Here is a 12,793-nt window from a genome sequence, read left to right on the forward strand (position 1 = left end):
CAAATTACGAATGGAGGGCTTCCTTTTAGAAAGGTTACTTAATAACCGCTCTACAAGGAAGCCCTCCATTTGTAATTCGTAATTGTTATACGGTAACGGTGATTTTTTCCCGCAACATTTCTCTGGTAGCACGGGCGATGCCGGATGGATCATAGCCGCATTCGCGGTACAGTTCTTCCGGTTTGCCATGCTCAACGATTTTGTCGGGGATACCGAGCATTTTAACCTGTGCGTTGTAGTGGTGCTGTGCCATGAACTCCAGTACAGCGCTGCCAACGCCGCCGGTGGTGGCGCCGTCTTCTACGGTGATCACTTTGTTGAAGTTGCGGAACACCTCGTGCAGCATGGCTTCATCCAGTGGTTTTACGAAGCGGAGGTCGTAATGTGCTGGTTGCAGCCCATCGCTGATCAGCTCTTTGCAGGCTTCGGTAACGAAGTTGCCCACATGTCCGAAAGACAGGATGGCGATTTCTTTACCGTCACGGATTTTACGGCCGGTGCCGGCTTTGATGGCTTTGAACGGCGTACGCCATTCAGGCATCACACCTTGTCCGCGTGGGTAGCGGATCACATATGGATGGGTATTTTCTTCCAGTTGGGCGCTGTACATCAGGTTACGCAGCTCTTCTTCATTCATGGGAGCGCTGATGATCACGTTGGGGATACTGCGCATATAGGCAATATCGTAGGCGCCGTGGTGGGTGGGACCGTCTTCTCCTACCAGGCCTGCCCTGTCGAGGCAGAAGATGACCGGCAGGTTTTGGATGGCCACATCATGTACGGCCTGATCAAAGGCACGTTGGAAGAAGGAGGAATAGATGGTACAGAACACGCGCATGCCCTGGGTGGCCATACCGGCAGAGAGGGTAACAGCGTGTTGTTCGCAGATACCTACGTCGAATGCGCGGTCGGGCATTTTCTCCATCATGAATTTGAGGGAGGAGCCGGAAGGCATGGCGGGCGTGATACCGATGATTTTTTCGTTCTTTTCAGCCAGTTCAATGATGGTATGACCGAAAACGTCCTGGTATTTAGGCGGTTGTGGCCTGTCGACCGGTTTCTTAAAGATTTCACCGGTGATTTTGTCGAAGAGGCCGGGCGCGTGCCAGGTGGTTTGGTCCTTTTCTGCGAGGGCATAGCCTTTACCTTTGGTGGTAACGATATGCAGTAGTTTAGGGCCGGGAATATCTTTCAGGTCCTGCAGGGTATCGGCCAGTTTAGTGATATTATGACCGTCTATCGGACCGAAGTACCGCAGTTGAAGGGATTCAAAGAGGTTGGAGGATTTGGACACGACACCTTTGAGGGAGGCTTCCAGTTTGGAGGCCATTTCACGGGTGAAGCGTTTGCCTACCGGCAGTTTACCGAGCAGATGCCATACATCGTCCCTTAGTTTGTTGTAGGTGGGCGAAGTGGTGATGTCTGTCAGGTATTCTTTGAGTGCGCCCACGTTGGGGTCAATGGACATGCAGTTATCGTTGAGGATAATGAGCACGTTGGCATTGGCCACCCCGGCGTGGTTGAGGGCTTCAAAAGCCATACCGGCCGTCATGGCGCCATCGCCGATAACGGCAATATGCTGACGGTCGAATTCTCCTTTGTAGTGGGAGGCCATGGCCATACCCAATGCAGCAGAGATGGAGGTAGAGGAGTGCCCTACTCCGAAAGTATCGTATTCGCTTTCGTCTCTTTTAGGAAATCCGCTAAGGCCTTTGTATTTCCGGTTGGTCGGGAAGGCCTCGCGCCGGCCGGTAAGGATTTTATGTCCATAAGCCTGGTGTCCTACGTCCCATACCAGTTGGTCATAAGGCGTATTAAAGACATAATGCAGGGCTACAGAGAGCTCTACAACACCCAGGCTGGCGGCAAAGTGGCCACCATGCACACTGACTACGTCAATAATGTATTGACGTAGTTCCTCACACACCTGATGCAGCTGATCTTTACTCAGCTTTCTCAAATCCGCTGGGGAATTTATCTGGCTTAAAAGTGAACCGGCCGTGATATTCATATTGTTTTGATGGTTCAGGGTTTAATTAAAAACAAAACTACTAAAAAATATGTGTTATCCGGCGACATTTGGCGGGAAAAACCCCCTATTTCCTGTTAATCCGCCATTCGGTACAGGGGATTCGCCATTTACCGGTTCTGATTCGCCATTTATAACATTTAGGTTTCGGTGGGCAGGGGCATAAGGTATTTTTGGAATACTGGGGAAGTTTACTAATTTGATTTAATGCTTAAACAAGTATCCAAATATTGGTGGGGGCAGTTGTTGGGGTGGTCTGTATATTTTCTGGTCAACGTATTTTTCAACTTCACCCTGAATAAACCAAATCTGCATGCGGCGGTGATCTATATGATCATTTTCACGATGTGCGGTATTGCTACCACTCACTTGTTCAGAACACTTTTGAACAAGTTCAAAGGTTGGGGTAGCTATAACTTTGAAAAGCAACTGGTTATCTTTCTGGTGCTGGTGATGAGTACGAGCCTGGTATGGTACTTTGTGTACAACCTGGTGCTGGATTATATGGTGGGCAATCGCCCGAAGGGCAAAAACTTCCTGTTGAACCTTGTTGACAGGGGCTATCTGGCCTCTTTTGCCATTTCTTTTATCTGGTGGGTGATTTATTTCATCTGGCACTATGTAGACCGTAACCGGACTGCGCAGGTAGACCGGCTGAAGCTGGAGACTACGGTAAAGGAACTGGAGCTGAAAACCATTAAAGCCCAGCTGAACCCTCACTTTATTTTTAATGCGCTGAACAGTATCCGGGCGCTGGTGGACGAGAATCCGCAGCGGGCCAGGACGGCGATCACAGAACTGTCCAATATTCTCCGCAGTTCCATGGCTATTGAAAAGGTAGAGACTGTTAGCCTGGAAAATGAATTAAATATTGTAAAAGATTACCTTGCACTGGAACATATCCGGTTTGAGGAACGGTTGCAGGTGCGGTATGAGATAGATCCGGACACACTGGAACTACAGGTGCCTCCCATGATGTTGCAAACACTGGTAGAAAATGCCATCAAACATGGTATTTCCAGAATAGTGAGCGGTGGGACGGTGTTTATTGCTTCGCGCCTGAAAGGGATGGAGCATGAAATTATGATTGAAAATACCGGGCAACTGGTAGAAAAGAATGTGGTAAACGGCCATGGTTTTGGATTGGAGAGCACACGGCAACGATTAAGCCTTTTGTTCGGAAACAGGGCTACCTTTGAGATCAGGAATAAAGATGAGGCAACGGTGGAAGCACGCGTGGTGATGCCGTTACTCTGATTCACTTGTTATTCGGAAACCGCTATAGCAGGGCGCTGAGCCTGGCTATGGCTTTAAATGTTGATAAAAAAATTGTCATCAACCAAACTTCATATTGCCAATGAAAAAAGCATTGATAATAGATGATGAACGCCTGGCCAGAAGTGAACTGAAAAAACTGCTGGCAGATCACCCGGAGATAGTGGTGGTGGGAGAAGCAGTGAACGCGAAGGATGGTATCGAGAAGATAGAGAATCTGCATCCTGACCTGCTGTTTCTGGATATTCAGATGCCCGACAAAACGGGTTTTGATTTGCTGGCCGAGCTGGAGAAGTCACCTCAGGTGATTTTCACGACTGCCTATGACGAATATGCCCTGAAAGCATTTGAATACAATGCGCTGGATTATTTGTTGAAGCCGGTAGAGCCTAAGCGGCTGGCGGACGCCATCCACAAGTTGCACCAGCAGGACGAGAAAGACCGGTTGGCAGCTTCCGGAGGGATACGTACGCTTTTGTCGGAGAACGACCAGGTATTTGTGAAAGACGGCGATCGTTGCTGGTTTGTAAAACTGCAGGAGATCCGGCTGTTTGAGAGCGTGGGTAACTATGCGCGGGTATATTTCGAGGGCAACAAGCCGTTGATCCTGAAATCGCTGAACGCCCTTGAAGAGCGGCTGGACGAGCGGGTATTTTTCCGTGCCAACCGCAAACATATCGTGAACCTGCGGATGATTGAAAAAATCGACACTTACTTTAATGGCGGGTTATTGCTGGAGATGAAGGGTGGTGAAAAAATTGAGGTCAGCCGTCGGCAGGCCGTTAAATTTAAGGAGATGATGAGCCTGTAATATTTTGATATTTAGTTATTTTGATATTTAGATATTACAAAAATGCAGCGGAGGTTATCTCCGCTGCATTTTTTTTAATATCTAAATTCTTAAATGACCAGGTGACTAAATGGTGATGGGGGCTGTAGCGTGTACAGCATCGGCCAGTTCCTTGATCAGGGAGATGTCATTTTCGATGGCGTTGCCTACCACGATGATATCGGCGCCGGCTTTGCAGTTCCGGTAAGCTTTTTCAGCGTCGCGGATACCGCCGCCCACGATGATGGGTACTTCCACCTGGCTGGCTACTCTGCTGATCATGGTTTCAGTGATGGGGTTACGGGCACCGCTGCCGGCGTCCATATAGATCACTTTCATGCCCAGCATCTCCCCTGCCATGGCTGTGCACATCGCAATATCCGCCTTGTCGGCAGGGATAGGCGTTGCATTGCTGATGTAGGAAACGGTGGTAGGAGCACCTCCGTCAATGACCATATAGCCGGTGGAAATCACTTCCAGCTGGCTTTTTTTAACAGCCGCAGCGGATACTACGTGCTGACCGATCAATAACTCAGGGTTCCTGCCTGAAATCATGGAAAGATAAAGGAGTGCGTCTGCATATCTCGAAACCTGCGAAGGGCTTCCTGGAAACAAAATAACAGGAATATCGCAACTGGCTTTCAATTGTTGCACGCATTCATCCAGATGATTGGTGATAACCAGGCTACCGCCAAGGAAGATATAATCAACTTTGGCAGCGGTGCATTTGGTCGCAAGTTCAATGATGCCAGCAGGAGTTACCTTATCCGGATCAATTAAAACCGCGAATGCCTTTTCTTTCCTAGCCTTTCTTTCGATGAACGAAGTGTATATTTTATTGTACATCAATAGCGCATTGTTCCGGTTGTCGCAAATGTATAATATTTTTATTAATAACCCACAATGCTAAATAAATATGCATGCAATTCATTTTCTATTCATGAACCGCATGATACCTATGGCATTTCAAGACGCATCCACTCAGGCAAATCTCTGTTAGCGACAAATTTTAAGCCGGATTTTATGGTGTCAGTCTGGTGTATAACAATCCTGCCCCGAAAGTGTTGATACAATTATCCACAAGTTGTGCAAAATAATCCAGCTGCCCGAGACTTTTTAAAACTAATTTTAGCGTACCCCCCTTTCACATATTCTTTTTAATCCTGGAAAAAATTTTGGGTATGAAAAATCCAGCAAGCAGCAAGCGTGGCATGGCCTTCTCCCGGTACTTTACCAAAGAAGGGATGCGTCCGTATGAACAGTTTGAGTATGACCTGCGCTCTTCGGTGATCCGTAATCCCGGTGGGGATGTGGTGTTTGAGATGAACAATGTAGAGGTGCCTCAGGGGTGGTCGCAGATCGCGACGGATATCCTGGCGCAGAAGTATTTCCGTAAGGCCGGCGTACCCCAGGAAGATGGTAGCCTGGGCCGCGAAACGTCGGTCAGACAGGTAGTGCATCGTATGGCCAATTGCTGGCGTGCCTGGGGCGAGCGGTATGGTTATTTTGCCACCCCGGAAGATGCACAGATATTCTATGATGAACTGGTGTATAGCATGCTGAACCAGGCCTGTGTGCCTAATTCGCCCCAGTGGTTCAATACCGGTCTGTATGAAAGTTATGGTATCAAAGGCAAGCCACAGGGCCATTATTATGTAGAGCAAAATACCGGTCACCTCGAGAAGTCGACTTCCGCCTATGAGCGACCTCAGCCCCATGCCTGTTTTATCCTCAGCGTAGACGATGATCTGGTGGGTGATGGGGGTATTATGGACCTCTGGATGCGGGAAGCGCGGATTTTCAAGTATGGTTCCGGCGTAGGTACCAACTTCTCCCACATCCGGGGGGAAGGTGAGAAATTAAGTGGTGGCGGTACTTCCAGTGGCCTGATGAGCTTCCTGAAAATCGGAGACCGGGCGGCCGGGGCTATCAAGTCGGGCGGTACTACCCGTCGGGCAGCCAAAATGGTGTGTCTGGACCTGGACCATCCGGAGGTGCTGGATTTCATCAACTGGAAAGTGGAAGAAGAGAAAAAGGTGGGAGCGCTGATTGCTGCCGGTTATTCATCCGATTATGAAGGAGAGGCTTACCGGACGGTATCCGGGCAGAACTCCAACAATTCCGTTCGTATCCCCAACAGCTTTTTCCGGCAGCTGGCTGCCGAGGGTGACTGGGACCTGATAGCGCGTACCACCGGTAAGGCGGTAAAGACAGTGAAGGCCAGCGACCTGTGGGACCAGATTGCTTATGCGGCCTGGCGCTGTGCCGATCCGGGTACCCAGTATGATACGACCATCAACGAATGGCATACCTGTCCGAAAGGGGGCCGCATCAATGCCTCCAACCCCTGTTCCGAGTACATGTTCCTGGACAATACGGCCTGTAACCTGGCGTCTGTGAACCTGCGGCGGTTCTTCGATGAAGAAAAGAACCTTTTTGATGTGCCGGGCTTTGAATATACTGTCAGACTGTGGACCACGGTACTGGAGATTTCTGTGCTGATGGCGCAGTTCCCTTCCAAAGAGGTAGCGCAGCTCAGCTATGATTATCGTACGCTGGGGTTGGGATATGCCAATCTGGGTTCTATGCTGATGGTGAGCGGTATCTCTTACGACAGCGAAGAGGCGCGTGGTATTGCCGGGGCTATCACGGCTATTATGACCGGAGTGGCTTATCAGACTTCTGCTGAGCTGGCGGCACACCTTGGGGCGTTTCCACGGTTTGAAGAAAACCGCGAAGATATGTTGCGGGTAATGCGCAACCACCGGGCCGCCGCTTATGATGCCGCAGAGGCTTACGAAGGGCTTGAAATTTCGCCGCGTGGCATCAATGCGCGGTATTGTCCCGACTATATGCTGAAAGCCGCTACAAGGGCCTGGGATGAAGCCGTACAGGCCGGTGAAAAATATGGTTACCGTAATGCGCAGACCACAGTGATTGCTCCTACCGGTACCATTGGGCTGGTGATGGATTGTGACACGACGGGCGTGGAGCCGGATTTTGCGTTGGTGAAATTTAAGAAGTTGTCCGGCGGCGGCTATTTTAAAATCATTAATCAGTCGATCCCTACCGCATTGCATAACCTGGGTTATCAGCCGCATGAGATCAAAGCGATCGTTGACTATGCGAAGGGCACCGGTTCCTTTGCCGGCGCGCCTTACATCAATCATCAGTCGCTGAGCGAAAAAGGGTTTATCGCCGAAGAGTTGAAAAAGCTGGATGTGGCGGTAGCTTCATCCTTTGACATCTCGTTTGTATTTAACGTATATACGCTCGGTGAAGCTTGTCTGCAAAGACTGGGTTTTGTGCCCGAGCAATATTTTAATCTTGATTTCAGTTTGCTGCATGCGCTCGGGTTCCAGGATGCAGAGATAGAAGCGGCCAATGACTATGTATGTGGCACTATGACGGTAGAGGGGGCTCCTTACCTTCAGGAGTCACATTTACCGGTGTTTGACTGCGCTAATAAATGTGGCAAACATGGACAGCGGTATATTCATCCACATGGCCATATCCGGATGATGGCGGCTGCACAGCCTTTTATCTCCGGTGCTATTTCCAAAACCATCAATCTGCCGCATGAAGCGGAAGTGCATGAAATTGCAGATGCCTATATGCTGAGCTGGGAGCTGGGACTCAAGGCCTGTGCGCTTTATCGTGATGGCAGCAAACTCAGTCAGCCGTTGAGCAACAAGACCGATAAAAAGAAAAAGGCAGATGCGACAGCTACCGTAACAGCTACCGCTGTGCAGCTGCCCGATCTTGAACAGGCGACGATTGATGAGTTGCTGGAAGAAGTAAACAGGCGGATGATGGCCAGCAAGGACACCACGCTGAAGCGGCAGTTATCACGCATTGTAGAGCGGAAAACACTTCCATCCAAGCGGGGAGGATTTACGCAGAAAGCAAAAGTCGGAGGTCAGGCTATTTTCCTCCGTACGGGTGAATACAATGATGGTACGCTGGGAGAAATATTCATTGACCTGGCGAAAGAAGGATCTACTTTGCGGAGCATGATGAATTGCTTTGCCATAGCGGTTTCTGTGGGATTACAATATGGTGTTCCGCTGGAAGAGTTTGTGGACAAGTTTGTATTTACACGGTTTGAGCCTGCCGGGATGGTGGACCATCCTAATATTAAATCCGCCACATCGTTGGTGGACTATGTTTTCCGGGTATTAGGGTATGAATATCTGGGGCGCACAGACCTGGTGCATGTGTTGGATGCACCGGGGAATACAGGAGAAGATGAGGAAGACGAAGACAAGCCGATGGAGTCTCCATCTTTATCCGGTATGCGTGTAACCGTTAGTAACAGTCAACCAACGAACACGCCTAAAACGCCCAAGCAGCAAGCAGTTGCGGCGCATCAGGGAGAGAGCAGCACGCAGGATTATTTGCGTAGTATGCAGCGTGATGCCCCTGCCTGTAACGTTTGCGGACATATCACAGTAAGATCAGGCACATGTTACAAGTGCCTGAATTGCGGTAACAGCATGGGTTGTAGCTGAATCGGTGTTGCAACTCTTGTTAACGAGATGTTATTGTGCCTTTAAAATTTCAAAGAAAAATAACATGCACTTATCTTTGTATTCAAATAGGGTTTTCATAGGATAGTAACAAATTGAGGGCGCTTTTCTAGGCGCCCTTACTTTTTTAAAAAGACCCTGATTTAAGCACCGTTTTCTGGTTGCTTTCTCTCCACCTCTCCCGATGCAGGGACAATCTCATATTTCATTTTGTCTAATTTCAAGGCTTTTAATTTTTATTTCTGAGATTTTTCGATCTCATATTAGAAAATATTTAATTTTTAGACTTCTCCTTCTGTCACCATATAATTTTATTATATTTGTTATTGTATTAATTTTTATTATGGTTACTGTCCTATGAAAAACCAAATATTCCTACACCGCATGATTCATCATGCACTGTAAATGACTCTCGAAAGCAATGGTTCGTCCATTGCTTTTGTTTTTTCAGGAGGTATACGTGGTTATACGTATTTTTTTTCAGGGTTAGAAATCTCGGAATATTAGTGTATTTTTAAGACTCGAAAAATTGGATGCCTTATGACAAAGCTGTTGTTCATGCTGTTGGTAGTTTTGGCCGCAGCCACTTCAGCAAATGCCAACACTGTTAAAGGCAACGGTAATGGTAACGGAGACAATACCACTGCCAGTTGCAAGAACGGGGACAACAATGGAGATAAAAACGGTGATAACAACGATAACCGTAATAATGCCAAGAATAATGATAAGTCCAAACCTGTAAGGGTAGAAGAATTTGTATTATTATTTCCCCGCGTAGAGACAGGTGAGAAAGTAGATGAAGCAGAGTTGGAAAAAGCTATTGTGGACCTATACAAATGGTATTTACAAAACGAAACCAAAATAAACACCAACGACTTCCTGAAAGGAAGTGGTAAGGAGCCGGCATTCCCTTTTAAAGTGGATCCGAAGACCTTACAGCAATATTTCCTTTTCATCAAGAAAAACTTTCCGGGCTTCAATGAGGAATATCTTTCCACCATGAAGCGCAACCGTAAGAAAGAAGCACCTGTTACTGTACGTGATGAAATGGATAATCCTATGTCGATTTCCGTAAACAGATAAAATTCGTTTTGCCAGGAGCCTAATGCAGTTAGAGTTTAGTTATAACAAGGGAGATGTATTGCACGCATTACGCTATCATTTTATGCATCGGGGAGAAATAAAGGTGTTCCGTAACACCCTTATTATTCTGTTGCTGGCCACTATTGCCGGCTATGGCTATAACCTGGTCACGCCTGGCGCCCTCTCTGGCATTACCATCATGGTACTCTTGCTCGGGCTCGTTTTCTGGTACCTCCTCCCTATCTCCATCTATAACAAAGCAGCCACCTTCAAAGATGATATCCACCTTCGCTACTCCGAAGAAGGTATCCAGATATCTACCCGCTCCAGCGACCACCTGCGTTCCATCAGCTGGAACAACTTCTCCAAAGTGGTGGAAACCAAAAAATTCTTCTTTCTCTATCGTGACAAAAAGACCTTTTTCCTGATTCCCATCAGCGCGTTTAAAACAGAAGATGCCTATCAGGGATTTAAGGAAATGGTAGAGCCACTTAATAAATAATTGATTATCATTCATTTCTAAAGAAATCGGGTAAGATTTTACCTGTAGATAATTGATTATCAATAAGTAAAATCTTACCCGACCTTTTTTTGAATATGATGGCTATATATTTATCTTCCTGTTAATCATCTCATTAGACAATTATAGTTGCTGGAAAACTGCGAAATGCAGGATATGGTTCATATTTCGCGCTCCGTTGCCTCCCTGAAGGAACTGGTTCATATAGCCGATATCGGCTTTAAGGGAGCCGCTCAGCTTATATCCAAAAGCCGCCAGAAAACGGTTCTGATCAAAGAAGAGGTTGCTGATATCATTACCCCACAGGTTCAGGAATATTTCGTCCTGCAAAGCCACATAAAAGCGGGTAGCCTGCTGCTGGTGTTTGAGGTTCAGCTGGGTACGGTTGAAATAACGGAAACGGTTGCCATATTTCCAGTCACCAATGGCGGAATGGGCATCCGGACTGTTTGGCTGAGCTACCCAGCGCTGTTCCAGCCGGAAACGATGCGCCATATCAATTTTCGGAGCTTTATAGATGTATTGCTCAAAAATCCGATGCTCCGGCAACCAGGTATTGCTGACATTGTTATAGGTAGGCACAAAGGCGTAACCCAATAATACCTGATGTTGCGGCGTAATGGCATATTGCAGTCCCCCTCTCATCAACAGTTGTCCTTTATTGCTGATGCCATCCCGGATGCGCCCCTGTACGTCAAAAGGAACAGACCAGCGCTGATTGATTTTGACATTCCCGAAATAAGTGTACCAATGTTGATAGGCATGCGTGGTTTCTTGGGCCGTAGCATAGCGTGACAGGGCTATTACGACCAGTAATAACAGTACATTCTTCATAAAATCGCTTAAAACTTATTATAGGGGGGCTTAAAGATAAGGCAGAATCGTTTACGAATTTTTTGATTTTGATATTTAGAGACAGGAGAAAGGCATGAAAGGCAGGACGATTAACAGGGTTTACAGGGTGATGGGTATAAAAAAGGCGCCTGCAGAAGCAGGCGCCGGCTGATTGTTTTAGTTGAGTGAGTATTATCTTAAAATTTGTTAAACCATAGTTTAGTGCCTTTCTGATCACCACCGATCGCCTTGGCGGCTTCTGTGTAGGCGGCCTGGTTTTGTGCCTGTTCCGTAACCAGGTAAGTAAGGCGATACGGCACAAAAGGCGCTGACTGGTCCATGCTGCCGGAAACGGGCGCGATGAAAAATGCCTGGCCACCCGGCTTTTTGAAATTGAGCCTTGTCCTTTCATACCAGCCCTGGAACCCTTGCGGATACAACGCCAGCCATTTCTGCGTACCGATAACGTTGCGCCAGTCGGCCGCATCGTAAGGCACTCCCCCTACAAACTTGTCAACCACTGCGTCCGTTATGCCGGTGTTGTTGGTCAGTTTTTTCCAGTATTCAACAGAGGCTTTGATACCATTGATATAATGAGTGGAGGCTTCTCCCACGCTCATGCCGCGGGCAGCTGCTTCTGCCAGGATAAATTCCACTTCGGCATAGTTCATCAGGATGCCTGGCATGGTGGCGCTATAGATTTGAGTACCGGGGTAAGAATAGTGGCCCGGAGAGGGTCTGCTCGCGTCTGCGCTGGCCCAGCCATAAGGCATGCCGGTCAGTGATTTGTCGTCTTTGGAAGGACGGGCGTAAATGGGCAGCCTGGGATCGCCGGTAGTTTGCATGTAATCCACCAGTGTGGCGCTGACGAAGAAATCAGGGATTTCCCTTTCAGAATCGTTGAAGGGAAATTTATTAGGTGCTGCGTTCAGGTAAATGAACTGTGCGTTATCGTCATTGCTGGTGAAAGCCTGTTGATAGTGGGCTTCGATGATCTGTTTGGCTTTGGCGCCGTCTGCGTCGGCCATGCGCATGGCTATACGGAGCATCAGAGAATGTGCCAGTTTGGCCCATTTGTCGGCGCTGCCGTTGTAGATCACATCGCCGGTGGCGGCTACCCCTTTATTTGCATCGAATATGGCGATCTGTGCCTGCAGGGTATCGAGGAGGTGGCCATACACGGTTTTAGCGTCATCGTAACCGGGTTTGAGATTGCCTTCGTCCAGTTTGAAAGTGGAAGAGTAAGGCACGTTACCATAGGCATCTGCCAGTATCTGGTATATCCAGCAGGCGGAAACGCGGGCAATGGCTGTCTGAACGGCCAGCTGCGGTGTTGCCGGCTGGGTGGCGTTTTGCCGTACAATTGTTTCCAGATTATTCAGCGAGATACGGTAAAGGTTGTTCCACATCGTGGAGTTGTTGCCTTCATCCAGTTTGTAGCGGCTGTCGTCTGTACGGGAGTTGGCTGACCAGTACTGGGCATAGTGCATGGCGATATACCCGTTCTGCAAACCGCTGTACAGTACGTCCATAGCGGCCTTTTGCGCGCCGGCCAGTAAGTACTGCGGTTCCGCAGTGGTGGGTTTGGTTGGGTCGTGATTGATATCATCGAGCTTTTTACAGCCGGTAAACGCCATGGCGGCCAGCAGCAGTAAAGCGGAGCTATATTTTAGAATCTTGTTGGTCATCGTCAC

The 12,793-nt window shown here is 48.1% G+C and carries 9 protein-coding genes; 5 read left to right on the plus strand and 4 right to left on the minus strand.

Features of this window, described 5'->3' with window-relative positions:
* Nucleotides 1–85 precede the first annotated feature (85 nt).
* Nucleotides 86–2,011: a 1-deoxy-D-xylulose-5-phosphate synthase gene (gene dxs, locus ICL55_RS12980; RefSeq protein WP_188097694.1), complete on the minus strand. Its 1,926-nt coding sequence runs from the start codon at nt 2,009–2,011 to the stop codon at nt 86–88.
* Between the two features lie 225 nt (nt 2,012–2,236).
* On the opposite strand from dxs, the gene ICL55_RS12985 reads away from it, so the two are divergent.
* Complete coding sequence (locus tag ICL55_RS12985) at nt 2,237–3,286, plus strand: sensor histidine kinase (protein WP_188097696.1); 1,050 nt, start codon at nt 2,237–2,239, stop codon at nt 3,284–3,286.
* A 100-nt stretch (nt 3,287–3,386) separates the two neighbouring features.
* Complete coding sequence (locus ICL55_RS12990) at nt 3,387–4,115, plus strand: LytR/AlgR family response regulator transcription factor (protein ID WP_168870486.1); 729 nt, start codon at nt 3,387–3,389, stop codon at nt 4,113–4,115.
* Nucleotides 4,116–4,220: 105 nt separating this feature from the next.
* Here the strand turns inward: ICL55_RS12990 and ICL55_RS12995 are convergent, their stop codons facing one another.
* Complete coding sequence (locus ICL55_RS12995; RefSeq protein ID WP_188097699.1) at nt 4,221–4,979, minus strand: phosphoglycerol geranylgeranyltransferase; 759 nt, start codon at nt 4,977–4,979, stop codon at nt 4,221–4,223.
* 335 nt (nt 4,980–5,314) lie between these two features.
* Here ICL55_RS12995 and ICL55_RS13000 point away from each other — a divergent pair, with 335 nt between their 5' ends.
* The 3 genes from ICL55_RS13000 (at nt 5,315) to ICL55_RS13010 (ending at nt 10,247) form a co-directional block, all read left to right on the plus strand.
* A complete protein-coding gene (locus tag ICL55_RS13000; protein ID WP_188097701.1) occupies nt 5,315–8,644 on the plus strand; it encodes a vitamin B12-dependent ribonucleotide reductase in 3,330 nt (1,109 codons plus the stop codon).
* Nucleotides 8,645–9,202: 558 nt separating this feature from the next.
* Entirely contained in the window at nt 9,203–9,745 is a 543-nt protein-coding gene (locus ICL55_RS13005; protein WP_188097705.1) for a hypothetical protein, read from the plus strand.
* 22 nt (nt 9,746–9,767) lie between these two features.
* A complete protein-coding gene (locus ICL55_RS13010) occupies nt 9,768–10,247 on the plus strand; it encodes a YcxB family protein (protein ID WP_188097709.1) in 480 nt (159 codons plus the stop codon).
* Nucleotides 10,248–10,388: 141 nt separating this feature from the next.
* On the opposite strand, the gene ICL55_RS13015 is transcribed toward ICL55_RS13010, so the two are convergent.
* Nucleotides 10,389–11,099 carry a DUF2490 domain-containing protein gene (locus ICL55_RS13015; protein ID WP_188097712.1) on the minus strand — a complete coding sequence of 237 codons (711 nt, stop codon included), beginning with the start codon at nt 11,097–11,099 and terminating at the stop codon, nt 10,389–10,391.
* Nucleotides 11,100–11,296: 197 nt separating this feature from the next.
* Nucleotides 11,297–12,787 (minus strand): SusD/RagB family nutrient-binding outer membrane lipoprotein, encoded by a 1,491-nt coding sequence (locus ICL55_RS13020; RefSeq protein WP_188097714.1) that lies wholly within the window; start codon nt 12,785–12,787, stop codon nt 11,297–11,299.
* Nucleotides 12,788–12,793 lie beyond the last annotated feature (6 nt).

The organism is Chitinophaga varians (assembly GCF_014529945.1).
GTDB classification, from domain to species: domain Bacteria; phylum Bacteroidota; class Bacteroidia; order Chitinophagales; family Chitinophagaceae; genus Chitinophaga; species Chitinophaga varians.

Excerpts from the sequence above, each read along its gene's own strand:
- dxs (WP_188097694.1), bottom strand. The coding sequence starts at position 2,011 with ATGAATATCACGGCCGGTTCACTTTTAAGCCAGATAAATTCCCCAGCG.
- ICL55_RS12985 (WP_188097696.1), top strand. The coding sequence starts at position 2,237 with ATGCTTAAACAAGTATCCAAATATTGGTGGGGGCAGTTGTTGGGGTGG.
- ICL55_RS12990 (WP_168870486.1), top strand. The coding sequence starts at position 3,387 with ATGAAAAAAGCATTGATAATAGATGATGAACGCCTGGCCAGAAGTGAA.
- ICL55_RS12995 (WP_188097699.1), bottom strand. The coding sequence starts at position 4,979 with ATGTACAATAAAATATACACTTCGTTCATCGAAAGAAAGGCTAGGAAA.
- ICL55_RS13000 (WP_188097701.1), top strand. The coding sequence starts at position 5,315 with ATGAAAAATCCAGCAAGCAGCAAGCGTGGCATGGCCTTCTCCCGGTAC.
- ICL55_RS13005 (WP_188097705.1), top strand. The coding sequence starts at position 9,203 with ATGACAAAGCTGTTGTTCATGCTGTTGGTAGTTTTGGCCGCAGCCACT.
- ICL55_RS13010 (WP_188097709.1), top strand. The coding sequence starts at position 9,768 with ATGCAGTTAGAGTTTAGTTATAACAAGGGAGATGTATTGCACGCATTA.
- ICL55_RS13015 (WP_188097712.1), bottom strand. The coding sequence starts at position 11,099 with ATGAAGAATGTACTGTTATTACTGGTCGTAATAGCCCTGTCACGCTAT.
- ICL55_RS13020 (WP_188097714.1), bottom strand. The coding sequence starts at position 12,787 with ATGACCAACAAGATTCTAAAATATAGCTCCGCTTTACTGCTGCTGGCC.